Annotated in this window: 17 protein-coding genes and 1 riboswitch; of the genes, 6 read left to right on the top strand and 11 right to left on the bottom strand. The window is 73.6% G+C overall.

All coding sequences use genetic code 11. From position 1 onward, the window contains the following. Positions 1–84 precede the first annotated feature (84 nt). Positions 85–555 carry an SRPBCC family protein gene (locus tag GA0070624_RS30395; RefSeq protein WP_245719067.1) on the top strand — a complete coding sequence of 157 codons (471 nt, stop codon included), beginning with the start codon at positions 85–87 and terminating at the stop codon, positions 553–555. Positions 556–570: 15 nt separating this feature from the next. On the opposite strand, the gene GA0070624_RS30390 is transcribed toward GA0070624_RS30395, so the two are convergent. The 5 genes from GA0070624_RS30390 to GA0070624_RS30370 form a co-directional block, all read right to left on the bottom strand. Continuing rightward, positions 571–1,077, bottom strand: a complete 507-nt coding sequence (locus tag GA0070624_RS30390) for a hypothetical protein (RefSeq protein WP_091346601.1) — start codon at positions 1,075–1,077, stop codon at positions 571–573. A gap of 123 nt (positions 1,078–1,200) precedes the next feature. After that, positions 1,201–2,262: a coiled-coil domain-containing protein gene (locus tag GA0070624_RS30385; RefSeq protein ID WP_091346599.1), complete on the bottom strand. Its 1,062-nt coding sequence runs from the start codon at positions 2,260–2,262 to the stop codon at positions 1,201–1,203. A gap of 4 nt (positions 2,263–2,266) precedes the next feature. Further along, positions 2,267–2,401: riboswitch (cyclic di-AMP (ydaO/yuaA leader) on the bottom strand. Between the two features lie 111 nt (positions 2,402–2,512). Beyond that, a complete protein-coding gene (locus GA0070624_RS30380) occupies positions 2,513–3,427 on the bottom strand; it encodes a cation diffusion facilitator family transporter (RefSeq protein WP_091350157.1) in 915 nt (304 codons plus the stop codon). Positions 3,428–3,527: 100 nt separating this feature from the next. Further along, entirely contained in the window at positions 3,528–5,645 is a 2,118-nt protein-coding gene (locus GA0070624_RS30375; protein WP_091346597.1) for a HelD family protein, read from the bottom strand. Positions 5,646–5,764: 119 nt separating this feature from the next. Then, positions 5,765–6,730, bottom strand: coding sequence for an alpha/beta fold hydrolase (locus tag GA0070624_RS30370; RefSeq protein ID WP_091346595.1), 966 nt, complete (start codon positions 6,728–6,730; stop codon positions 5,765–5,767). Between the two features lie 151 nt (positions 6,731–6,881). On the opposite strand from GA0070624_RS30370, the gene GA0070624_RS30365 reads away from it, so the two are divergent. Further along, positions 6,882–7,526, top strand: coding sequence for a carbonic anhydrase (locus tag GA0070624_RS30365; RefSeq protein WP_245719066.1), 645 nt, complete (start codon positions 6,882–6,884; stop codon positions 7,524–7,526). 34 nt (positions 7,527–7,560) lie between these two features. On the opposite strand, the gene GA0070624_RS30360 is transcribed toward GA0070624_RS30365, so the two are convergent. After that, positions 7,561–7,890 (bottom strand): hypothetical protein, encoded by a 330-nt coding sequence (locus GA0070624_RS30360; protein WP_091346591.1) that lies wholly within the window; start codon positions 7,888–7,890, stop codon positions 7,561–7,563. Positions 7,891–8,205: 315 nt separating this feature from the next. On the opposite strand from GA0070624_RS30360, the gene GA0070624_RS30355 reads away from it, so the two are divergent. The 4 genes from GA0070624_RS30355 (at position 8,206) to GA0070624_RS30340 (ending at position 13,865) form a co-directional block, all read left to right on the top strand. Further along, positions 8,206–8,697, top strand: a complete 492-nt coding sequence (locus tag GA0070624_RS30355; RefSeq protein ID WP_091346589.1) for a DUF3145 domain-containing protein — start codon at positions 8,206–8,208, stop codon at positions 8,695–8,697. 39 nt (positions 8,698–8,736) lie between these two features. Continuing rightward, complete coding sequence (locus GA0070624_RS30350; RefSeq protein ID WP_091346587.1) at positions 8,737–10,464, top strand: glycoside hydrolase family 3 protein; 1,728 nt, start codon at positions 8,737–8,739, stop codon at positions 10,462–10,464. A 126-nt stretch (positions 10,465–10,590) separates the two neighbouring features. After that, positions 10,591–11,589 (top strand): glycosyltransferase family 2 protein, encoded by a 999-nt coding sequence (locus GA0070624_RS30345; RefSeq protein WP_281181034.1) that lies wholly within the window; start codon positions 10,591–10,593, stop codon positions 11,587–11,589. Further along, positions 11,586–13,865 carry a hypothetical protein gene (locus tag GA0070624_RS30340; RefSeq protein ID WP_091346585.1) on the top strand — a complete coding sequence of 760 codons (2,280 nt, stop codon included), beginning with the start codon at positions 11,586–11,588 and terminating at the stop codon, positions 13,863–13,865. The genes GA0070624_RS30345 and GA0070624_RS30340 overlap by 4 nt, the downstream gene beginning before the upstream one ends. Here the strand turns inward: GA0070624_RS30340 and GA0070624_RS30335 are convergent. From GA0070624_RS30335 to GA0070624_RS30315, 5 genes are all read right to left on the bottom strand, one after another. Continuing rightward, the gene (locus GA0070624_RS30335) at positions 13,850–14,581 is read right to left on the bottom strand and encodes a class I SAM-dependent methyltransferase (protein WP_091346583.1); all 732 of its coding nucleotides are present in this window, start codon (positions 14,579–14,581) and stop codon (positions 13,850–13,852) included. The genes GA0070624_RS30340 and GA0070624_RS30335 overlap by 16 nt on opposite strands. 99 nt (positions 14,582–14,680) lie before the next feature. Continuing rightward, a complete protein-coding gene (locus GA0070624_RS30330; protein WP_091346580.1) occupies positions 14,681–20,131 on the bottom strand; it encodes an ATP-binding protein in 5,451 nt (1,816 codons plus the stop codon). A gap of 201 nt (positions 20,132–20,332) precedes the next feature. Beyond that, entirely contained in the window at positions 20,333–21,757 is a 1,425-nt protein-coding gene (locus GA0070624_RS30325) for an acyl-CoA carboxylase subunit beta (protein ID WP_091346578.1), read from the bottom strand. A gap of 23 nt (positions 21,758–21,780) precedes the next feature. Next, positions 21,781–23,007 (bottom strand): beta-ketoacyl-ACP synthase II, encoded by a 1,227-nt coding sequence (gene fabF / locus GA0070624_RS30320; protein WP_091346576.1) that lies wholly within the window; start codon positions 23,005–23,007, stop codon positions 21,781–21,783. Between the two features lie 2 nt (positions 23,008–23,009). Next, entirely contained in the window at positions 23,010–23,249 is a 240-nt protein-coding gene (locus GA0070624_RS30315; protein ID WP_007072348.1) for an acyl carrier protein, read from the bottom strand. Positions 23,250–23,298: the final 49 nt, after the last annotated feature.

Here is a 23,298-nt window from a genome sequence, read left to right as displayed (position 1 = left end):
AGCCCCGGCAGCCGCCATGTCCGGCCAGCCGTTGCCTGGCCGGCCGGCGTACGGGACGATCGGGCGGACCGCCGACGGTGAGGGGTGGACGAGGTGCTAAGCCGGGACACGTTCAGCTACACCGTCCAGGCGCGCTGCTCCCGGGCGGACGCGTTGGCGCTCCTCGGCGATCTGACCCGCCAGGGCGAGCTGCACCCGCTGGTCGTCGCGGTCCGCCGGGTGCCGCCCCGGCCCGGCGCGCTGGCCAGCTACGCGATCACCGACCGGCTGGCGGTCGGGCCGCTGCGCTTCCCGGTCACCTACCAGGCCGACGTGCTGATCGCGACCGAGGACGAGGTGGTGACCGTGGCCCGGCAGTGGCCCGCCACCACCGTGCGCAACCACACCCGGTTCAAGGACGAGCCGGCCGGCGTGGTCCGGATCGACGTCGAGATCACCCTCTCCGCACCGGCGCCCCTGTTCGGGTACGCCTTCCGGCAGGCCCGGGCCGCCCATCTGGGGCTCGCCACCCGGCTCGGCGCGGCCCTCGAGCGCGGCCCGGACGCCGCGAGCTGAGCCGGCGGTGGTCGCTCAGGGCCGACCCGCGGCCACGGGCCGCCGGTTCCCACCGGCCCGGACCCGGCGGCGACCCCACGGCTTGTAGGTGGAGAGCACGGTGGCCACGATCAGCACGCTGGTGGAGACCATCGGCGGGATCACCAGGTCGAGCCGGTCGCGGGTGGTCACCGCCGGACCCAGCTCGCCGAGCCCACGCACGGTCGGCATCAGCAGCAGCAGGACCAGGCCGAGCATGACGGTGGTGAGCACGAGTTTGACCAGCACCCAACGCCAACGCAGCAGCCCCCACGGGGTGAGCAGCGCGGTCGCCACCCCGACCAGCCAGACCACCACGCTCAGCGGCGCGAAGAGGTAGGTGACGACGAGTCCCGCCGCCGGGTAGACCACCGCGGGATCGGCGCCGCGCAGCCCGACGATGCCCAGGGTGAGCAGCACCAGGTCCGCGCCGAGCCAGCCGAGCGAGGTGACCAGGTGCAGGGTCAGCAGGGCCTTGCGGGCGGCGGGGGAGAGTCGGCTCATGACCCCGATGCTCGTCCGCCGACACCGCCGCGTCGTGGCACCGGCGGCGACATCCCGCGTACGTCCAGGGGCGTAGTCCGTGTCGGGTGGCCTGCCGGATCGGGCGGGCCACCGACGCGGGGGTCAGTAGACCGAGACGTGCACGTGGTTGGTGTGGTCGCTGGACGGGTCGCCGTTGCCGCCGCTGTACGCCTTCCACCCGCTGCTCGGCAGCCAGATCTGCTTGAACCAGATCACGTAGAGCACGGCCAGCGGGTCGGCGTTGCGGACGAAGTACGCCGCCAGGTTGTCACCGTAGGTCCGGTCGCCGCCGGAGGCCACTCCGCCGAAGCCGTCCTGCTGCGCCGCGAAGTCGCAGGCCCTGCCCTTCGGGTGCTCGCCCGACCCGCTCGGTCGGTAGCAGGAGACGTACCGGGTGAAGCCCGCCGCCTTGGCCTCCTGCAGCGCGTGCAGCATGCGCGGGGTGATGCAGCCGTCCGCCGGGGTCGGGTCGTTCACGCTGCACGACTCCGGCGGCCAGGAGCCGTCGGCGTTGCGCGGGGCCGGATCGGCGTTGGCGGTGGACGTACCCCGGGTGGCGCCGCCGGCGGCCCGGTTGTTGGCCACCTGCAGCGCGCGTTCGGCCTGCTGCTTGCGCTTGGCCATCACGGCGACCTGCTTGCGCTGTTGCTGGATCTCGACGTTCAGCGCGGTCCGGGTCCGGGTGGCCTGGTCCCGGGTCTCGACCAGGTCGCGCAGCGCTCGGTCCTCGTTGGCGGCGACCTGGTCCAGCGCGGCCGCGCGGTCCATGAAGCCTTCCGGCGTGGCGCTGTTGAGCAGGGCCGACGCCGCGCTGAGCCGCCCGGTCCGGTACGCGACCCCGGCGATCTCACCGACCTTGGCGGCCCGGACGTTCAGCTCGGCCTCGATCGTCTTGAGCTGGCCGGTGAGCTGCTGCTGCCGGCTGACCGAGCGGGCCAACGCCGCCTTCGCCTCCAGCCAGCCCTTGCTGGCCGCCTCGAGCTGGGCCCGCAGCTCCGGGGTGCCGCCCTCGTCGTCGCCACCGGGAGCGGGGGCGAGCAGGCCGGTCGGGGGAGCCGCCACGGCGGTGCCGACCGGCGCGGCTGCGACGCCGAGGGCGAGCGCCGCGACGAGCAGGGCCGCCAATCGGGCGGCCGTCCGTCGTACGGGTGCCACTGATGGCATTCAGGTGTCCTTCCGTCAGCCGCCGACCGGGTTAGCTGACGGGTTCGGGACGGAAGATCCCTACCGCGCTGAGGCGGATGCACCCCACGAACGTGGTTCCCCGGCTCGCCGCAGGCGGGCGATTAGGCGACGGCCACCGCAGGCGCCGGAGGGCGCCGCTCGGCGGAGGCCGCGACCGAGCCTACCGGCGCGAGACCGGACGAAACCGGCATTGATGGACAACAACCACGCAGATTTAAGTTTGCCCTAATTACCACTCGACGGCGCTACAGGACCCGGGCGACGCTCCGGGCTCGATCTGCAACGTGGCGTGATCGATCTGGAAGTCCTCGTGCAGGGCCGTCCGCGCGGCGGCCAGCACCTCGCCCAGATCCGCCCCGGGAGCGATGGTGAGGTGGGCCGAGGCCACCTCCATCCCGGAGGTCAGCGTCCAGACGTGCAGGTCGTGCACCTCGGCGACGCCGGGCACCGCGGCCAGCCGGTCGTGCACCGCGGTCACCTGGAGGTGCTCCGGGGCGGCCTGCACCAGGATGCGGACGGCGGCCCGCCCCAGCCGCCAGGTGCGGGGCAGGATGAACAGCCCGATCGCAACGGCCACCAGCGGGTCGACCCACCACCAGTCGGTGAGCGCGATGATCAGCGCCGCGGCGATCACCCCGAGCGAGCCGAGCAGGTCGCCCAGCACCTCCAGGTAGGCCCCGCGCAGGTTGATGCTCACCTGCGCGCCGCCGCGCAGCAGGGCGAAGGCGGCGAGGTTGGCCAGCAGGCCGAGCAGCGCCACCGCGAGCATCGGCCCGGCCAGCACCTCCGGTGGCTGACCGAACCGGCGTACCGCCTCGATCAGCACGTAGACCGCGACGCCGCCGAGCAGCACCGCGTTGGCCAGCGCGGCCAGCACCTCCAGTCGGTAGAGCCCGAAGGTGCGCTGGGGGTCGGTGTCGGCGCGCCGGGTCGCGGTGATCGCGGCGAGCGCCATGCCGATGCCCAGCACGTCGGTGAACATGTGCCCGGCGTCGGAGAGCAGGGCCAGCGAGCCGGTCGCGAACGCGGTCGCTGCCTCGACCAGCATCAGGGCGGTGAGCAGCCCGAAGGCGCCCCAGAGCCGGCCACGGTGGCGCTGTGCGGCGTTGGTGACCGAGCCGTGGTGCCCATGACCTGCGCCCACGCCCACACCCTCCGTCCTTCGCCCGGGCCCGATCCAATCTATGTTCACATCGCTATATATGCAAGTGATTGCCCGCTGCCCACCCGGCCCAGGCCCCCGATCAGGTGACCGGGTCGATCGTGGTGAGGCGCTGGGTGGCGCGGGAGAGGGCCACGTAGAGGGTCCGCACCCCGGACCCCGGATCGGCCCGGATCTCGCTCGGCGCGACCAGCACGACGCCGTCGTACTCCATGCCCTTGGCCTGCAGGCTCGTCACCACCTGGAGCCGGGAGCCGCCCAGTTCGCCCAGCCAGCCGGCCACCTCGTCCCGACGCGGCACCGGCGTGATCACGCCGACCGTCCCCTCGACCTCGCCGAGCAGGGTGCCCGCCGCCTCGACCGTGGCCGCGGGCAGCTCGGCCGCCGGCACGGTCCGCTCGACGGGTGCCACACCGGTGGAGCGGACCGCGGTGGGCAGCGGCAGCTCGGGGTAGAGCCGGCGGATCTCCGCCGCCGCGACCGCGAAGATCTCCGCCGAGTTGCGGTAGTTGGTGGTCAGCGTGAACTGGTGCCGGCGGCGCCGGCCGAGGGCCTGGTCCCGGGCCCGGGTCAGCTCCTCCGCGTCGCCGGTCCAGGCGGTCTGCGCCGGATCCCCCACCACCGTCCAGGACGCCAGCCGGCCCCGCCGGCCGATCATCCGCCACTGCATCGGCGACACGTCCTGCGCCTCGTCGACCACCACGTGCGCGTACTCGCGGTAGTCCGCCGGCCGCTCCCGCGCCGCGGCCCGGGCCGCGCGCTGCCGGTCGGCGAAGGTGCTCAGCTCGCGAACGCCACCGGCGAGCTGGAACGGGTCGCGCCTGGGCTTCGCCCGCTGCACCGGCTTGCCCAGCAGCGCGTCCAACTCGTCCAGCAGCGCGATGTCGGCGATGGTCAGCCCCTCGGTGTCCAGGCTCCGGTACGCGGCGGAGAGCAGCCGGATCTCGCTGCCGGCGAGGATGCCGCCCGCGTACCGGCGTAGCCGGTCGGGGCGGGTCAGCCAGCCGAGCACGTGCCGAGGGTGCAGCCGGGGCCACCACGCCTTGAGAAACTCCCGGAACTCGGGCCGCTCGATGATCTCGTCCTCGAAGGCGCGCTGCTCCGGCAGCCGGCCGACGCGCAGCTGGCGGGCCTGTGCGTACAGCGCCGAGAGGACGGCGTCGAAGGCGGCGCGGCGCACCTCATTGCGGCGCGCGCCCCTCGGCAGTGCCCGGTCCCGGATGCCGTCGAGCTCCCGGCGCTCCAGCCGGAGCAGCTCGCCGCGGTAGAGCAGGCGCAGCTCCTCCGGCGAGTCCGGCACCGCGTCCCGGACCGCGCGCTCCAGCACCCGGCGCATCCGCAGCGACCCCTTCACCGCCGCCACCTCGGGCGGGTCGGTCCGGGTGGCGGACATGCCGGGGAAGAGCGAGCCGAGCGAGTGCAGGGTGGCGTTCTCCTCACCGAGCGAGGGGAGCACCGAGGCGATGTACTGGACGAAGACGGTGGACGGGCCGACCACCAGGATCCCGCCGCCGGCGTACCGGTTGCGGTCGGAGTAGAGCAGGTACGCGGCCCGGTGCAGGGCCACCGCGGTCTTGCCGGTGCCCGGGCCGCCGGAGACGATCGTGACTCCGGAGCCGGGGGAGCGGATCGCCTGGTCCTGCTCGCGCTGGATGGTGGCAACGATGTCGCGCATGCCCCGGCCGGTGGCGCGGGACAGGGTGGCCAGCAGCGCCCCGTCGCCGACCACCGCCATGTCCGGCGGCGCTGCGGCGGGATCGAGCAGGTCGTCCTCGATCCGGGTCACCTTCTCGGCGGAGGACTGGATGGTGCGTCGCCGCACCACGCCCAACGGCTCGGCCGGCGTCGCCTGGTAGAAGGCGGCGGCGGCCGGTGCCCGCCAGTCCACCACCAACGTCTCGGCGTTCTCGCCGCGCACCCCGAGCCGTCCCACGTGCAGCACCTGACCCGCACTCAGGTCGAGCCGGCCGAAGACCAGCCCCTCGTGCTCGGCCTCCAGCACGTGCCGGCGCTGCGCCGCGTGGAAGACCATCGCGTCCCGTTCGACCAGCGCCCCGAAGTTGCCGACCCGGGCCAGCCGGTAGCCCTCCCGCTCGGCGTCGGCGGCCGACCGACGCAGTTCGGCCAGGCGGGCGTACACCCGGTCGAGATGCCGCTGTTCGACGGCGATCTCGCGGTCCAGGGTGGTCTGGTCGGTCAACGGGGTGGCTCCTGTGGTCACGGCGGTGGGGCATGACGCGCTGAATGAGGGTACGGGCCAGCACGTCAGCCCTCGCGAGGGCCATGCCGGTTCCCGGAACACCCCGTCCCGGTTGCCCGTTATCCGGCCGTTCCCACCCCGGCAGCCGGTGCGTCCCCGGTCCCGGTGCGGGCGCCGCCCAGGCCGGGCCGCTCCAGCACCTGCCGGAGCACCCCGGTCAGCGCCGCGTTGACCTCGTCCGGCCGTTCCATCATCAGCATGTGCCCGGCGCCCGGGCAGACGGTCAGCTCGGTGGTCGGCAGCGCCGCAGCGATCGACTCCGCGCACGGCGGCGGGGTGAGCCGGTCCCGGTCGCCGACCAGCGCGGCGGCCGGTAGGTGGGCCAGCTCGGCGAGGGTGTCCAGCCGGTGCTGGGCCCCGATGGAGGCGCGGAACCCGCCGATCGAGCGCAGCGAGGCACGGGCCACCGCGGAGGTGACCAGCCGGATGTCGGCCGCTTCGGAGCGGTCCCCGAAGAGCATCCAGCGGATGCTGGGTCGCAACGCGCGCAGCAGCGCCCGGGGCGGGCGCCAGGACCCGCACCGGGCCAGCACCCCGGCGCCGGTGGTCTCGGCGAGCCGGATCAACCGGGCGATCCGCGGCGACAGCCCGTAGACGGTGTGCGTGTGCCCCTCGGCGGTGGTGGAAACGAAGACCAGGCCGGTGGTGCGGGCGGCGAAGTGCGCCGGGTGGCGGTGGGCGTACTCCATCACGGTCATCCCACCCATCGAGTGCCCGACGAGCACCACCCGACCGGTCGGGGCGACCTCGTCGACCACCGCGGCCAGGTCGTCGCCGAGCTGGGCCAGGGTGGCCGTGCGCAGCGGCATGCAGCTGGACCGGCCGTGCCCCCGGGCGTCGTAGCTGACCACGCGGACCCGGTCGCCGAAGCGTTCCCGCAGGTGGGCGAGCTGATGGTGCCAGGCCCGCCCGTCCAGCGTCCAGCCGTGCAGCAGGATCACGGTGACTTCGGCGTCGCGCGGCCCGGTCGCCTCGACGTGCAGGCGTACGTCGTCGGGAAGCCGTAGCTCCAGGTGCTCCGGCATCGCCGCCTCCCCCAGGCCGCCCGGTGTCGCTTCACACCGGGTTAACCCGGCGGTAACACCGGCTACCCATCATGACAACACGCCAATCGTGGTGGTGAGAAGATTCGCAACCGGCGCCCGCGGCGTCGGATCGGCGACCAGGCTGGTGGGCATGTCCTCGCCTCGGCGGATGTCGGCCGGCCGCACGCCCCGTACGGCCCTCGCCGAGCTGCTCGCCGGAAACCGCCGCTTCGTCAGCGGTCAGCCCGTGCACGGCCACGACGTGACCGCCGCGGCGGCCGTCGCCTCCGGCGACCAGGAGCCGTACGCCGTGCTGCTCGGCTGTATCGACTCGCGGGTCCCGCTGGAGGCGATCTTCGACCAGACCTTCGGGTCGATCTGCGTGATCCGCACCGGCGCGCACGTGCTGGACCGGGCGGTCTGCGGCTCGATCGAGTACGTGGTCGGCCAGCTCGGGGTGCCGCTGGTGATGGTGCTCGGGCACGAGCGCTGCGGGGCGGTCGCCTCGGCCGTGGACACCCTGCGCACCGGGGAGCGGCCGGGCGGCTCGTTGGCGTACGTGGTGGACCAGATCGCCCCGGCGGTCTCCGAGGTGGGCGCGGACGATCCCCGGGCCCATCCGATGGCGGTACGCCGGCACGTGCTGCGCACGGTGGCCACGCTGCGCGCCGACGATCTGCTCGCCGGGCCGGTCGCCAGCGGGGAGGTGGCCGTGGTCGGTGCCGTGTACGACCTGGCCACCGGCGAGGTCACCCTGCTGGCAGAGGAGGAGACAGCGAACCGCCCGCCGGGATGACCCGACGGGCGGTTCGTTATGTTGCGGAGAGGGCTCAGCCCTCGAAGACGCCAGCCTCGACGAGGCGCTTCTCGGTGGCGTCCCAGCCGTGCTGCGGGTGAGCGGCGGCGAGGCTGTTGATCTCCGCCCGGATCTTGGCGGCGTGGCCGGCGGCGGCCAGCGCCCGGATCTCCTCGACGAAGGCCTCGGAGTCGGTGCGCAGGTGCGCGGTCTTGCCGTTGGTCAGGTTGCGCACGTAGGCGTGCTTGCCGCCGTTGAGCGGGATCAGGTACTTGAACTCGCCCAGCACGCTGAGGGCGCCACCCTGGCCAGCCTGGCCGGCCCGGACTGACGCGCGCGCGGTCTTAGAGGTGTTGCTCGCCACGGAGGTACTCCTTGCAGACGTACGGGAGGACTGAAAAAAGTCCGGGGGCTGTTGCGGGTGACGCCCGGATGAGCCTCGGCCCGCGAAGACGTGCGGCGGCACAGAACCGCCCAGAGAACTGTACACGAGCACGACACCTGGCTGGTCATCGCGCCGTCATGGGGGTCAACCGGCTCACCCGTCCGACTATTCCGACCGGCGAATTTTCCGATTCGCTGGCGCACCATCCGTCACACGGGTCATCATGTGTTCCAGACACCACTCGGGTGAACGAGGTCGTAGGGGAAGACGCACCTCGCTCTCCGGGAGGTCACCGTGCCAACGCGTGGCGTCGTATACGTCCACTCGACCCCGCTCGCCGTGTGCTCGCACGTCGAGTGGGCGATCGCGCGCGTCCTCGCCGCGCCGGTCGACCTGCAGTGGACGGCCCAGCCCGTGGATCCCGGCGCCCGGCGCGCCGAGTGCGGGTGGACCGGTAGCCCGGGGACGGGCGCCGAACTGGCTGCTGCCCTCCGGCAGTGGCCCATGATCCGTTTCGAGGTGACCGAGGAGCCCAGCCCCGGCACGGACGGCGAGCGGTTCATGTACGTCCCGGGGCGGGACCTCTTCCGGGCCACCGTCGGCGCGGCCGGCGACATCCAGCTCGGCGAGGACCGGCTGCGCAGCATCATGGCCGCCGCCCGCGCCCCGGAGGCGCTCGCGCACGCCCTCGACAAGGCGCTCGGTACCGCCTGGGACGCCGAGCTCGAGCCCTACCGGTACGCGGGCGACGGAGCGCCGGTGACCCTGCTCACCCGGGTCGGCTGACGGAAGGTCAAGTTGCCCGATAAACGGTGAACTGGTGGGATGGGCCGCGTGTCGATTGCCCCGCGACGTGCCGGCGTCGCGCTCGCCGCACTGACCGCGCTGCTCGTCTCCGGCTGCGCGGGAGGGTCGAGACGACCGCGTTCCACCCCACCGCCGAGCCCCTCCGCCGCGGCCCCCGCGCCGACCCCGACCGCCGGCGACCCGGCGGCCCGCGCCGCGGCCCTGGTGCGCGCGCTCGCCGACGAGGACCTGGTCGGCCAGGTGCTGATGCCGTACGCCTACGGCAGCTCGGCCACCCGGGTGTCGCCCGGGTCGGCCGCCGGCAACCGAACCCTCGCCGGGGTCGACACCCCGGCCGAGATGGTGGCGAAGTTCCGGCTCGGCGGGGTGATCCTGGTCGGCTTCAGCGCCGACGACCCCACCTCCGGCAACCAGGCCACCACCAACGTCGACAACCCCCGGCAGGTCCGGGATCTGACCACCGGGCTGCGCGCGGCCGCGGGGAAGCTCCCCGCCGGCCCGGCCCCCTTCCTGATCGGCACCGACCAGGAGTACGGCGTGGTCACCCGGATCACCGACGGGGTGACCCTGCTGCCCAGCCCGCTGGCGGCCGGCGCGGCCGGGAACCCGGCGCTGACCGAGGCCGCCTGGCGGGTCGCCGGCGCGGAACTCGCCGCGATGGGCATCAACCTCGACTTCGCCCCGGTCGCCGATGTGCTCGCCACCCGCAGCACCGTGATCGGCTCCCGCTCCTTCGGCGCCGACCCGAAGAACGCGTCCGCACAGGTGGCCGGCGCGGTGAAGGGCCTGCAGGCCGCCGGGGTGGCGGCCAGCGTCAAGCACTTCCCCGGGCACGGGCTGACCGGTGCCGACTCGCACAAGGACCTGCCGGTGGTCGCCCAGCCCCGGCCGGTGCTGGACCGCACCGCGTTCCCGCCGTTCACCGCGGGGATCGACGCCGGCGCGATGGCGGTGATGTCCGCCCACCTGGACGTGAAGGCGGTCGACCCGGGCACCCCGGCCACCTTCTCCCGCAAGCTCCTCACCGACGTGCTCCGCGGCCAGCTCGGCTTCCAGGGCGTCGTGATCACCGACGGGATGAACATGCCGCCGGCCAAGCGCTGGTCGCCCGGCGAGGCGGCGGTCCGGGCGCTCAACGCCGGCAACGACCTCATCCTGATGACCCCGAACGTCAGCCAGGCGTACCACGGACTGCTCGCCGCCCTCCGGGAGGGCTCGTTGCCGCGGGCCCGGCTGGTGGAGGCGGTCACCCGGGTGCTCACCATGAAGTTCAAGCTGGCCGACCGGCCGGCCCCGGAGATGTCCACCCTGAACAGCCCGGCCCACCGCAAGGCGGCGAACGACCTGGCGGCCGCCGCGGTCACCGTGCTGCGCGGCCGCTGCGGGGGCCCGGTGACCGGCCCGGTCACCGTCACCTCCTCCGGAGGGCGGGACCGGACCCGGGCGGCGCTGGCCGGGGCGCTCACCGCGGCCGGGGTGAAGGTCGTGCCGAGCGGTGGCACGTTGGTGCACCTGGTCGGGTACGGCGACGACGCCGGCGACCTGCGCGCCGACGCCGCGGTGACGGTGGCCATGGACACCCCGTACGTGCTGGCGGGGGCGAAGTCGCCGACGCTGCTGGCGACCTATTCGTCCAGCCGCGCGTCGATGACCGCGCTGGCCGGGGTGCTCGCCGGCAAGGCCCGACCGGGCGGCCGGTCCCCCGTCCCGGTGTCCGGGCTGCCCGCCACCACCTGCGCCGCCTGACCGCCGGCGGCCCGAGCGCCGCCCCTGTCCGCTGACCCGGTGGTCCCTGGCGACGGACCGGACCGCGACGACCCCGACTGGTAGCGTCGGGCCGTCCGCCGCCGCAGGGAACGGAGGGTCGAGGCCGTGACGCGATCGCAGCCGGCACTCTCCGTGGTGGTGCCGATGTTCAACGAGGAGAGTGTCCTGCCGCTGCTGGCCGAGCGGCTGCGCGGCGTGCTCGACGGCCTCGGCGACGCGTACGAGGTGGTGGCGGTCGACGACGGCAGCACCGACGGCACCGCGGCGGGGCTGACCGCCCTGCGCGCGGGCTGGCCCGAACTGCGGGTGCTGCGGCTGCGCCGCAACAGCGGCCACCAGGCCGCCCTCGTCGCCGGGCTGCTCCGCGCCCGGGGCGAATACGTGGTCAGCATCGACGCCGACCTCCAGGACCCGCCCGAGGTCATCGTGGCGATGCTGCGCCGGGCCCGCGCCGAGGAGCTGGACATCGTCTACGGCGTCCGGGCCGACCGGAGCCGGGACACCGCGTTCAAGCGGTGGACCGCGGCCGGCTACTACCGGCTGATGCGCCGCCTGGTCGGCGAGCAGGTGCCCGCCCAGGCCGGCGACTTCCGGCTGCTCAGCCGGGCCGCGGTGGAGGCGGTGCGGGAGCTGCCGGAACGCAGCCCGGTGCTCCGGCTGGTGGTGCCCTGGCTCGGCTTCCCCAGCGGCGAGGTCGCCTACGAGCGGCAGGAACGCGCCGCCGGGCGGACGAAGTATCCGCTGTCCCGGATGGCCGGCCTGGCCGCCGAGAGCGTGACCAGTTTCTCGGCCGCGCCGCTGCGGCTGGCCACCTGGCTGGGGCTGTCCGGGGTGGTCGTCTGCGGGGTGCTGGTGGTGGTGGCGGTGCTCGCCTGGTTCGCCGGCGCCACGGTCACCGGCTGGCCCTCGCTCTACGTCGCGATCCTCTTCCTCGGCGCGGTACAGCTGCTCTGCCTCGGCCTGCTCGGCGAGTACGTCGCCCGGATCTACACTGCGGTGCAGGGCCGGCCCGCGTACTTCGTGGCCAGCGACAGCGCCGCCGGGCCGCCGGCCGCCGGCGTTCCCGCCGCGGACGTCGTCGAGCTGGCCGACAGCCTCCGGTGACCGCGCTCGCCACCGGGGACTCGGCCCCGCCAACCGTTGCCACCCGCCGCGCCCCGGCGGCCGTCCGGTTCGCCCCGGCCGTGGCGGGCTACGCGTTCGTCGCCATCGTCCTGCTCACCGCCGGCACGGCCCCGCTCGACATCGTCCGCTGGACGGCGTACGCCCTGCTGGCCGTGCTGCTGCCCGGCACCCTGGCCTACCGGGCGCTGCGCCGGCGGCCGCACACCCTGGTCGAGGACCTGGCGCTGGGCGCCGCGGTCGGGCTGGTGCTGGAGCTCGCCGCGTGGGCGGTCTTCACCGCCGCCGGCAGGCCCGGCTGGCTGTGGCTCTGGCCGCTCGCCGTGCTGCTGCCGTTCGCCGCGGTGCCGCGGCTGCGCCGGCACTGGCGGGTCCGCTACGACACGGTGGCCCCGACCGGCTGGGCCTGGTCCCTCGCGGCGGTGGTCGCCGGCTTCGCGCTCTACCTGAACGAGTCGTTCCTCAAGGTCAACCCGGTGCTCCCCACCGACGAGGGGCAGGCACAGTACATCGACCTGGCGTTCCAGCTCTCCATCGCCGGGGCGGCCACCCACCAGGTGCCCCCGGACGTGCCGCAGGTGGCCGGCGAGCCGCTGCACTACCACTGGTTCGGCTTCGCCCATCTGGCGGCGACCAGCCTGGTCAGCGGGGTCGACCTGCCCACGGTCTTCTTCCGGCTGGCCGTGCCGGCGCTCTGTGCGCTGGCCGCCGTGCTGGTCGCCGTGGTCGGCTGGCGGATCAGCGGCCGGCCGTACGCCGGGGTGGTCGCCGCCGCGCTGATGTTCACCGTCGGGGAGTTCGCCTTCGAGAACGGCTTCCGGCAGCTCTTCGGGACCCAGGCCACCTTCATCGTCTGGGGCAGCCCGTCGATGACGTACAGCTGGGTGCTGCTGCTGCCCCTGATCGCCGCGCTCGGCGAGGTCGTCGGCCGGGCCCGCGGGGTGGCCGTGCCCCCGCTCGGGCGCGGCGCCTGGACGCTCGCGCTGCTCTTCCTGGCCGCCTCGACCGGGGCCAAGGCCAGCTCGGCGCCGGTCGTGCTGGCCGCGCTCGGGTTCACCGCCGCGGTGCTGCTGGCGGTCCGGCGGCGGCTGCCCCGGGCGGTGCTCGTCGCCGCCGGTCTGGCGTTGGCCGCGCAGGTCTTCGCGACCTGCGTGCTCTTCGCCTTCGAGAGCCACGGGGTGACCGTCGACCCGTTCTCCGGCCTGCGGACGTACGTGGGACCGGGCCACTCGGCGGGGGCGAGCGTCCTGATCTGGCTGGCGGTCCTGCTGGCCTTCCTGCTCAACCTCCAGCTCCGGCTGACCGGGGTGGCGGGCCTGCTGCGGCTGCGCCGCGGGCGGCTGGAACCGGTGCAGCTCTTCCTGCTCGGCGGGGCGCTCGCCGGGCCGGCCATCTACCTGCTGGTCGGCCACCCGGGCGGGAGCAACCAGTACTTCACCCGGGCCGGCTTCGCCTTCGGCGTGCTCCTCTCCGCCTGGGGCTGGGTCGAGATGGCCGACCGGGCCGCGCTGCCGGCCCGGGGTCGGCTGCTGCTCGGCGGGGCCACGGCCGGGTTCGCGGTGCTGCTCACCGCGGTCCAGCTCAGCTCCGCCACCACCACGCCGAGCACCCCGGCGTACGCCCCGGTGCTGCCCCTGCTCCTCTGGGCCGCCGCTCTGACGGTGGTGGCGCTGCTGGTGGCCCTGTACTGGCCGGCGCTCGTCGAACGCTGGCCCGCCCTGGCCGGACGGGGCGCCCTGCTGCTGCTCACCCCCGTGCTGGTCGCCGGCGCGCCCGGCCTGGTCATGGACGCCGCCGCCGCTCGGCACTACCCGAACGGCGGGGCGTACCCGGTGGTGGCGATGCCGGCCTCCCGGGTGGAAGCGGCCCGCTGGGTGCGGGCGCACAGCGATCCGGACGACGTGGTCGCCACCAACGCGCACTGCCGGGCAGTGGTGGACGGCTGGTGCGACGCCCGGTCGTTCTGGCTGAGCGGCTACGCCGAGCGTTCGGTGCTGGTGGAGGGGTGGGCGTTCGCGCCTCGGATGGTCGGGCTGCCCGAGGGACCGTACGCCCCGTTCTGGGACACCGAACGGCTACGGGCCAACGACGTGGCCTTCACCGCCCCCACCGCCGCCCGCCTGGCCGAACTGCGCGACCGGTACGGCGTGCGCTGGCTGGTCGCCGACCGGGAGACCGGCCCCGAGTCGCCGGAGCTGCGGTCCCTGGCCGACCTCCGCTTCTCCAATGAGCGGACGGCCGTCTACCGCCTCCGCTGACCCGCTCCCGCGGGGCGGTGGGCGCGCAGCATCAGCGACACGCCGGGCAGCGACCGCACCGGCAGGTACCGCTCGGCGGTGATGATCGTCCGCAGTCCCAGGTTGACCACCGGGTGCAGGTCGTCCAGGTCGCTGCCGGTCGACTTCCGCCGCCGCCAGGCCGCGACCGGGCGGAGCACCACGTTCCAGCTCCACAGCTCGTCGACGACCAGCCCGGCCTTTTCCACCACCGCCCGCAGCGAGGCGCGGTCGTAGCGGCGGACGTGCCCGACCGCCACGTCGTGCGCGGACCAGAGCCGCATGTCGCACGGCACCGCGATCAACGCCGTTCCGCCAGGACGCAGCGTGCGCCGGATCTCGGCGGCGGCGAGGTGGTCCTCGTCGAAATGCTCCAGGATGTCGAAGGCGACCACCAGGCCCAGGCTGGCCGATCCGACCGGCAGGTGCCGGGCGTCGGCCCGGATCACCTCGAGGCCGCGCTCCCGGGCCACCCCGGCACCCTCCGGGCTGTACTCCAGGGCCAACGGCCGCCAGCCGTGCGCCCGCAGCACGCGGGTGTTGCCGCCGCCGGCCGCGCCGATGTCCAGCGCCCGCTCGGGGCGCGTCCCCGCGGCCGCCAGCCGGCGCAGCGCCCGGGCCAGCAGGGCTCGCCGCTCCCGGTACCACCAGTGGGTGTCCTCGAGCGCGGCGAGCTTGCGGATCTCGGTCGCTTCCACAGCGCACTCCTCCGGCGACTCTCGGCGGCCCTCACCCTAGTAGCGGTCCCGGCGAACGGCTGCCCAACACCTGAACAGCTTCCGCACCGACTGACAGCGTTACGCACCCGCGAGGCCGCGCTCGATGGCCGCGATGATCTGCGGTCGCAGCTCCTCGGGCCGGATGATGGCGTCCACGGAGCCGACCTCGACCGCGCGCTGGATGCTGTGCACGCCGTCGAACTCGGCGGCAACCTCGCCCAGCTTCTCCGACCGGACCGTGGCCCGGACGTCCATGAGCTGCGTGACCAGCGCCGCCCGCTCCCCACCGGTCGCCGCCGCGACGCGCGCCTCCAATTCGGCCACGCGCGGATCCTTCGCCGTGCGCGCGTTGACGTCGCCGGCGAACACCACGGCCGCCGCAGGCGCCCCGCCGATTACGGACGCGAACGAGCCCTCCACGGCGAGCACGGTCATGTTCGGGTTGAGCGCCTTGGAGAACACCACGAACGCGCCGCCGTGATACCGCGAGATCACGCAGAACACGATCGGCCCTTCGAAGTTCACGATCGCCCGGCCGATCTCCGCGCCGTACTCCAGCTGCAACTGCCGCATCGACTCCGGCGAGCCGTCGAACCCGGACAGGTTCGCCAGCACGACCAGCGGCCGGTTCCCGCTTGCCGCGTTGATCGCCCGCGCGGCCTTCTTCGACGAGCGCGGGAAAAGGGTGCCCGCGGTGTAGGTGTCCGGGCCGTCGGTGGGCGGAAATCCGCGCCGCGGCACCGACCGGGACTCGATGCCGAGCAGGCACACCGGGATGCCGCCGAGGTGCACGTCCTGCACGACCGCGGTCTCGGCGTCGGCCATGCCCGCCCAGCGCTCCAGGATCGCGTGATCCTGGTCGGACAGGGCCCGCATCACCGTGCGGATGTCGAACGCTTTCTTGCGATCGGGGTTGCGCTCAGGGGAGAAGATCTCGCCGACCGTCGTGAAATCGCTGTCCGGCACCGCATGCGGGTAGCCGGAGATGTCGCGGTCGACCGGGTCGGACGTGACCGCCCGGCGCGGCCGGTTCTCGCCCGGCGCGATGTAGGTGTGGTCGTAGTGCGTCATCAGCAGGTTGCGGGCGGCCCGCAGGTCCGGCGCCCAGTACTGGGCCTGGCCGTTGGGGCCCATCACCCGGTCGTAGCCGCCGATACCGAAGTTGTCCTCCGCCGACACCCCGCCGGAGAAGTCCAGCGACTGCTTGCCGGTCAGCACCATCGCCGAGTCCGGGGTCATCACCAGGATTCCCTTGGTGTGCATGAGCATCGTGGCTTCGGCGTTCCAGTACGGCTGGGCGCCCACATTGATCCCGGCGACCACGATGTTGATCTCGCCGCCGTTTTGGGTGAACTCCACGATCCGCTTGAGCGCGGCGGCCACCCAGTCCATGTTCTCCGTGCCCGAGTTCATCGAGATCCGCGCGCCCGCCGACAGGGCGAACCAGTCGACCGGTGCGTGCATCCGCTCGGCCAGGTCGAGCGCGGCGATCACCCGCGCGCACTCCGGCTCGGCCAGCGCGCCCAGCGCCTTGGTCGGGTCGCCGAGCAGCACCACCCGCGTGACGCCTTCGGGATACCGCTCGGTCGGCGTGCTCGCCACGCCGGCGACGATGCCCGTCTTGTTCTGCCCCTTCGGCCGCTCGACCGGAGCCAGCTCACCGGTGTCGTCGAGGTCGTACTCGGTGAAGCTGCCGCCCTGGCCGGCCAGCATCTCGGTCAGCTCGTACGGGTTCGTCGTGCCGCGTCGCCGCGCGGAGAGCACCTTCTGCCGGTAGTCGTCGAGCGGCTGGATCGGCTCGGCCGTCGGCTCGGTGACCAACACCCGCATGCCCGAGTCGTAGGAGATCCGGACCGCGATGTCGGTCAGCTCGCCGGTGGCCCCGTCGCGCTGGCGGCCGAGGAACAGGACCTCCTCCAGGCCCGCGCCGGCCGTGATCGGCAGCACCCGCTGGGCGACGGCGTTCAGCTCCTCGATGGTCAGCTCGTTCGGTGGCCAGACGTAGATGGTGATCCGGTTGGTGTCGAACCGCTTCTTCGCGGGCCGCAGCGCCTGGACCTTGCGGATCGCATCGAGACACGCGTCCAGCGCGCCCTCGGCCGCGGGCAGCGCGAGGATCCGTCCGTCGGCGTCGCGCAGCGGGGTCAGGTCGCGGACCTGGGCCATCGCCACGAGCCGCTCGTCAGTCGGGTTGTTCGGGGCGACGCAGTGGAAGACGTAGACCTCTTCGTCGGCGGACGGCAGCCGGGTCAGGTCGAAATTCCGCAGCCGTGGCAGTTGCAGGCGCTGGGCGATCAGCGGGTGCAGCCCGCGGATGACCCGGTCCTCGCCCAGGCCCGGCCGGAACGTGAAGTGGTGGTGCATCGCCGTGCCGTTGCGCCCGGCCACCGACACCGTCACGCGCTGGAGCACGTCCAGCAGCCCGGCGCGGTCGAGGACCTCGCGCAGGGTCGTGGCCATCGCGTCCACGTCGGGCTGGTCGGTCCAGGTGAGGTAGACGTCGGCGACGGAGTCCGAGTCGGACAGCTCGATGACCTTCTTCAGGGTCGCGGGCAACTCGGTGAAGTCCGTGGCCACCGCGATCAGCCGGAAGCGCTCGCCGTCGCGGTCGTACTCCGCCGTGAAGAAAGAATGCCCCGCCACCTCGACGGATCGCGCGTCGCTCGCGCCGCGGTTGCCGTAGTAGCGGCGGCTGAGCACCTCGAGCATCGGGCCGTGGTCCGCACCCGGCTTGCCGATGCGCTGACCGAGCAGCCGGACCAGCGGCTCGGGCGAGGCGACCATCTTCGCGATCCGCTCGGCGCGGTCGGCCGCGCCGGGGTTCTTGTCGAAATAGCGCAGGTGGCCGCGGACGTCCGCGTACACCTCGGCACGCTTGCGGCGCAGCATCGGCTGGGCGGCCCAGCGGAACACGACGCTGCGGGCCAGGTCGCCGACCACCGGGAACCGGAGCTGGGTGGCGAAGATCAGGTGCTCTAGCGCCTGGCCGACCATCTCGCGCAGCCCGTCGCCGGGCAGCGGCTCGGCCAGCCACTGCTGCAGGAACGTGACGATCACTGAGACATCGGCCGAAGCCCGTTGCTGCGCAAGGAAGATCCGGAACACCGCCTCTTCCAGCGCCGGCGTGCGCTCGAAGTCGTCGACGCCGTAGTGAGCGAGCACCCGGGCGAGCCGGTTGCGGAAGGTGTCCGGCAGCGCCGCGCGCTCGACGTCGAGGCACTGAAGGTAGCTGTGGAAGTACTCGCGCGGGCTGTGCACCCGGGTGTCGGCCCTGGTCTCCTCGCCGACCGGCCGGTTGCGGCTGAGCTCGGACAGGTCGGCGAACACCCGCAGCAGCTCAACCTCGTCCTCGAGCGGACGGCGGCTGAGCTCGGCTCGCGCGGCCAGGTAGTTGGACAGGATCCGACGCTCGTCGCGGGGATCGAGGTCGTAGCCGAGCAGCAGGCTGCGCAGGTCGGCGATGCCGCGCGCGACCCGGGCGTCGGCGGCCAGACCAGTCGGCTCGGGCGGCAACTCCAGGTCGACGGCCGCGGTCTCCGCGGCCTCGCCCGCGGCTTCGTCGCCGATCGGTTCCAGGCGGAGCAGCGGCGCGCTGGTCTCCACCTGGCTGCCGACGGAGACCAGGCGTTCCCGCAGCTTCGCCTTGAACGGCGCGCGCAGCACGGTCTCCATCTTCATGCTTTCCAGGACGAGCACGGGCGCACCCGCCTCGACCTCGTCCCCCACTTCGAGCGGGGTCGCGACGACCAGCGCCGGCGCCGGGGAGCGCAGCACGCCGCCCTCGTCGCGGCTGACGCGGTGCGTGACGCCGTCCACCTCGACCAGGTGGATGGGCCCGTGCGTGTCGGTGACGAGCCGGAAACGCCGGCCGTTGACCAGGATCCGGCCGGTGTGCTCGTCGAATCGCTCGAGTTCGGCGTCCACGGTGGGCGCTGTCCCGATGCCGACGCGGAACCGGCGTGGCCCGGTCTGTGCGACGGTCACCCGATAGGTCGCGCCGCGGAGCTTGAGGTCGATCGGCCGGCCGCTCTTGTGCTGGACCTGCGGGCGGCCGCCGTGCGCGGTGGTCAGCAGCCGCTGCCGCTCGACGAGCGCTTCGTCCTCGTACGCCTCGATGGCGGCCGCGGCCAGCGCGATGCCGGAGTGCTTGGTGGAGACCAGGCCGCCCTGCGCGCGGACCCGGTCGATCCAGCCGGTGTCCGCGCTGGCGTCGATCACCTCGGGCTGGTCGAGCAGGTCGAGCAGGAAGCTCTTGTTCGTGGCGCCGCCCTCGATGATCACCGTGGTCTCGGCGACCGCGCGGCGCAGCCGGCCGAGCGCTTCGCCGCGGGTGCGGCCGTAGGCGATGATCTTGGCGATCATCGAGTCGAAGTCGGCCGGGATCACGTCGCCCTCGCTGACCCCGGTGTCCACCCGGATGCCGGGGCCGCTGGGCAGCTCCAGCCGGACGATCCGGCCGGGCGACGGCGCGAAGTCGCGGTCCGGGTCCTCGGCGTTGAGCCTGGCCTCGACGGCATGTCCGGCCTCGGCCGGGATCTGTTCGCCGAGCCGGCCGCCGGCGGCCACGTGGATCTGGGCCTTGACCAGGTCGAAGTCGGTGGTGGCCTCGGTGATCGGGTGCTCGACCTGCAGCCGGGTGTTGACCTCGAGGAACGCGAGCAGCCTTTCACCAGGGTGGTAGAGGAACTCGACGGTGCCGGCGCCGCAGTAGTCCACGGCCAGCGCGAGCCGCTCGGCCGCCGCCTTCAGCTCGCGGGTCTGCTCGAGGGCGAGCACGGGGGAGGCGGACTCCTCGATGACCTTCTGGTTGCGCCGCTGCACCGAGCAGTCCCGGACACCCAGCGCCCACGCGGTGCCCTGACCGTCGGCGATCACCTGCACCTCGACGTGCCGCGCGCCGGTGACCAGGCGTTCCAGGAACACGACGCCGCTGCCGAACGCGCGCTCGGCCTCCAGGCTCGTGCGCTCGTAGGCATCGGTGAGTTCCTCGTCGCTGCGGACGACCCGGATGCCCCGGCCGCCACCGCCCGCGGTCGCCTTGAGCATCAGCGGGTAGCCGATCTCGGCCGCCGCGCGCTTGGCCGCGGCCAGGCTCTCCACCGCGCCGCGGCTCCACGGCGCCACCGGGACGCCGACCTCCTCGGCGATCAGCTTCGCGCCGATCTTGTCACCGAGCGTGCGCATCGCTTCAGCGCTCGGACCGATGAAGGTGACACCGATCTTCTCGCAGAGCTCGGCGAAGGCCGGGTCTTCGGCGACGAAGCCCCAGCCCACCCACGCCGCGTCCGCACGTGTCTCGACCAGCGCACGCTCAAGGGTGCGGTGGTTCAGGTACGGGCGCGCCGACGCGGGCCCGAGGCAGTAGCTGTGGTCCGCTTCGCGGACGAAGGTGGCGGTGCGCTCGGCGTCGGTGTAGAACGCGATGGTCTCGATCGGCGGGGCGCCGGTCTCGGCGTTGAGCTCGCGGACGGCGTGGATCAGCCGCATGGCGGCCTCTCCCCGGTTGACGATGGCGATGCGGCTGAACACCGACTAAGACTCCCGATTCATCACGCTGGCCAGTGGTGGCGGTGGCGGCGTCGGGTCTGCCCGATCACCTTGCCAGTCCTTGGCCATCGACCACGTTGAACAGTGCATGTCACCGCGGGAGGCATCTGCTCCGGCGTGGTGACCACCAGGCTCTCGGGGTCCCCGCCCGGACGGGCGCGGACCCCGACGGTACGACCGGTACTACAGCGGGATGTTGCCGTGGGCGCCGCGGGCGGCCGGGGCCGCCGCGAGCGCTTCGGCGATCCGCCGCCGGGTCTCCTCCGGCTTGATCACGTCGTCCACCACGCCGATTTCCAGCGCCCGGTTGACGCCGCCGGCGACCCGGATCTGCTCCTCGATCAGCTCGGCGCGCAGCGCCTCCCGCTCCTCGGCGGGGGCGGCGGCCAGCTTCTTGCGGTGCAGGATGTTGACCGCGGCGCTGGCACCCATCACCGCGACCTCCGCGTTCGGCCAGGCGAAGACCGCGGTCGCGCCCAGGGAGCGGGAGTTCATCGCGATGTACGCGCCGCCGTACGCCTTGCGGGTCACCAGCGTCACCCGCGGCACCACCGCCTCGGCGAAGGCGTGCAGCAGCTTCGCTCCGCGCCGGACCACGCCGTCCCACTCCTGGCCAAGGCCGGGCAGGTAACCGGGGACGTCGACCAGCACGATCAGCGGCACCCCGAGCGAGTCGCACATCCGCACGAACCGGGCCGCCTTCTCGGCGCTGGACGCGTCGAGGCAGCCACCCAGCCGCAGCGGGTTGTTGGCGATCACGCCGACCGTCCGGCCGGCGAACCGGCCGAGCGTGGTGACGATGTTCGGCGCCCACTTGGCGTGCAGTTCCACGCCGGGGGCGTCGAGCAGCGCCTTGACCACCGGCTTCACGTCGTACGCCCGGTTGGCCTCGGCCGGCATCCTGGCGGCCAGGTCGTGCCCGTCCTCGGCGCCGGTCGCCACGTCGTCCGGGGAGAGCCGCCCCTGCCGACCGAGCAGGGCGGCGAGCTTGCGCGACTCGGCCACCGCCGCCTCGTCGTCGGCGCAGGTCACGTGGACGACGCCGGAGCGCCGGCCATGCGGCTCGGGGCCGCCGAGGCGCTCCATGTCGACCTGCTCGCCGGTGACGCTGCGGACCACCTCGGGACCGGTGACGAAGATCCGGCCGGTGCCGCTCATCACCACGATGTCGGTCAGCGCCGGGCCGTACGCGGCGCCGCCGGCCGCCGGGCCGAGCACCACCGAGATCTGCGGCACCCGGCCGGAGGCTCGCACCATGGCGGCGAAGACCTGCCCGACGGCGTCGAGCGCGACCACGCCCTCGGCCAGCCGGGCGCCGCCCGAGTGCCAGAGGCCGACCACCGGCACCCGCTCCCGGACGGCGGTGTCGATGGCGTCCACGATGTGCCGGCACCCGTCGGTGCCCATCGCGCCGCCCATCTTGGTGGCGTCGGTGGCGTACGCGATCGCCGGCGTGCCGTCGATCTCACCCCGCGCCCACCCGACGCCGGAGGTGTCCCGCGGCGCCAGCAGGCGCAGCGAGCCGGCGTCGAACAGGGCCCGGAGCCGGACCTCGGGATCGCGGTAGTCCAGTGTCGAGCTTTCCGTGCTGACGACGGTCGTGGTCACTTGTGCCTCCAAGGCCCGTGGTCTCAACCCCGCGTGAAGACGAGAGCCACGTTGTGGCCGCCGAAGCCGAACGCGTTGTTCAGCGCGGCGGGGATCTCCATGTGGCGCGCCTTGTGGGCGGCCACCTCCATGGTCAGGCCGTCGTCCGGGTCGTCCAGGTTGATCGTCGGCGGTACGACACCGTCGCGGATGGCGAGGATCGTGGCGATCGACTCCAGCGCGCCGGCCGCGCCGAGCAGGTGGCCGGTCATCGACTTGGTCGCCGCCAGCACCGCGTGATCGCCCAGCGCCTTGTGCAGCGCGCCGATCTCCAGCATGTCGCCCACCGGGGTCGAGGTGGCGTGCGCGTTGACGTGGGCGATGTCCGTCTTCGCCACGCCCGCGTCGGCGATCGCCCGGGAGATGGCCCGGATGGCGCCCTCGCCCTCGGCGTGCGGCTGCACGATGTCGTACGCGTCCGAGGTGATCCCGGCGCCGGCGAGGCGGGCGTACACCCGGGCCCCGCGGGCCGCGGCGTGGTCGGCGCGCTCGAGGACGATCGCGCCGGCGCCCTCGCCGAGCACGAAGCCGTCGCGGCCCTTGTCCCACGGGCGGGAGGCCTTCCCCGGCTCGTCGTTACGGGTCGACATGGCCCGCATGGAGGCGAAACCGGCGATCGGCAGCGGGTGGATGACCGCCTCGGTGCCGCCGGCCACCACCACGTCGGCCCGGCCGGCGCGGATGATGTCCAGGCCGAGCGCGATCGCCTCCGCGCCGGTCGCGCAGGCGCTGGCCACCGAGTGCACGCCGGCCTTGGCGCCCAGCTCAAGCCCGACCCAGGCGGCCGGGCCGTTCGGCATCAGCATCGGCACGGTGTGCGGGGAGACCCGCCGCGGGCCGGACGCCTCCAGGATGTCGTCCTGGGCGAGCAGCGTGGTGGCGCCGCCGATGCCGGAGCCGACGCTGACCGCCAGCCGCTCCGGGTCCAGCCCGGAGTCGGCCAGGCCGGCGTCCGCCCAGGCCTGCTGCGCCGCGATCAGGGCGATCGCCTCGGATCGGTCCAGCCGGCGCAGCTTGACCCGATCCAGCACCTCGGCCGGGTCCACGGCGAGCTGGGCGGCGATCCGGACCGTCAGTTGGCCGGCCCACTCCTGGGTGAGCGGACTCACCCCGGAGCGGCCGGCGAGCATGGCGTCCCAGGTCGACGCGACGTCCCCGCCGAGCGGGGTCGTCGCGCCGAGCCCGGTGACGACGACGTCGGGGCGACTCATGATCAGGACTGCGCCTCGATGTAGCTGACCGCGTCCCCGACGGTCTTGAGGTTCTGCACCTCGTTGTCCGGGATCTTGACGCCGAACTTCTCCTCGGCCGCCACCACGACCTCCACCATGGAGAGCGAGTCGACGTCGAGGTCGTCGGTGAAGGACTTCCCCTCGGCCACGTCGTCCGGGTTCACCCCGGCAACCTCTTCGAGGATCTCGGCGAGGCCGGCGGTGATCTCGTCACGGGTCATTTCGGTTGGTTCCTCTCATCGGGGGGTTCACTCGACCGGCGACGCCGGT

This window comes from Micromonospora rhizosphaerae (genome assembly GCF_900091465.1).
Lineage (GTDB): Bacteria > Actinomycetota > Actinomycetes > Mycobacteriales > Micromonosporaceae > Micromonospora > Micromonospora rhizosphaerae.
The sequence above is the reverse complement of the archived record's forward strand: the minus strand, read 5'-3'. Positions and strand labels throughout refer to the sequence as shown.

What these genes read in the sequence shown, in the direction of transcription:
- GA0070624_RS30315 (WP_007072348.1), bottom strand. Translation starts at nt 23,249, where the DNA reads ATGACCCGTGACGAGATCACCGCCGGCCTCGCCGAGATCCTCGAAGAG.
- fabF (WP_091346576.1), bottom strand. Translation starts at nt 23,007, where the DNA reads ATGAGTCGCCCCGACGTCGTCGTCACCGGGCTCGGCGCGACGACCCCG.
- GA0070624_RS30365 (WP_245719066.1), top strand. Translation starts at nt 6,882, where the DNA reads ATGTCCTCGCCTCGGCGGATGTCGGCCGGCCGCACGCCCCGTACGGCC.
- GA0070624_RS30385 (WP_091346599.1), bottom strand. Translation starts at nt 2,262, where the DNA reads ATGCCATCAGTGGCACCCGTACGACGGACGGCCGCCCGATTGGCGGCC.
- GA0070624_RS30390 (WP_091346601.1), bottom strand. Translation starts at nt 1,077, where the DNA reads ATGAGCCGACTCTCCCCCGCCGCCCGCAAGGCCCTGCTGACCCTGCAC.
- GA0070624_RS30350 (WP_091346587.1), top strand. Translation starts at nt 8,737, where the DNA reads ATGGGCCGCGTGTCGATTGCCCCGCGACGTGCCGGCGTCGCGCTCGCC.
- GA0070624_RS30370 (WP_091346595.1), bottom strand. Translation starts at nt 6,730, where the DNA reads ATGCCGGAGCACCTGGAGCTACGGCTTCCCGACGACGTACGCCTGCAC.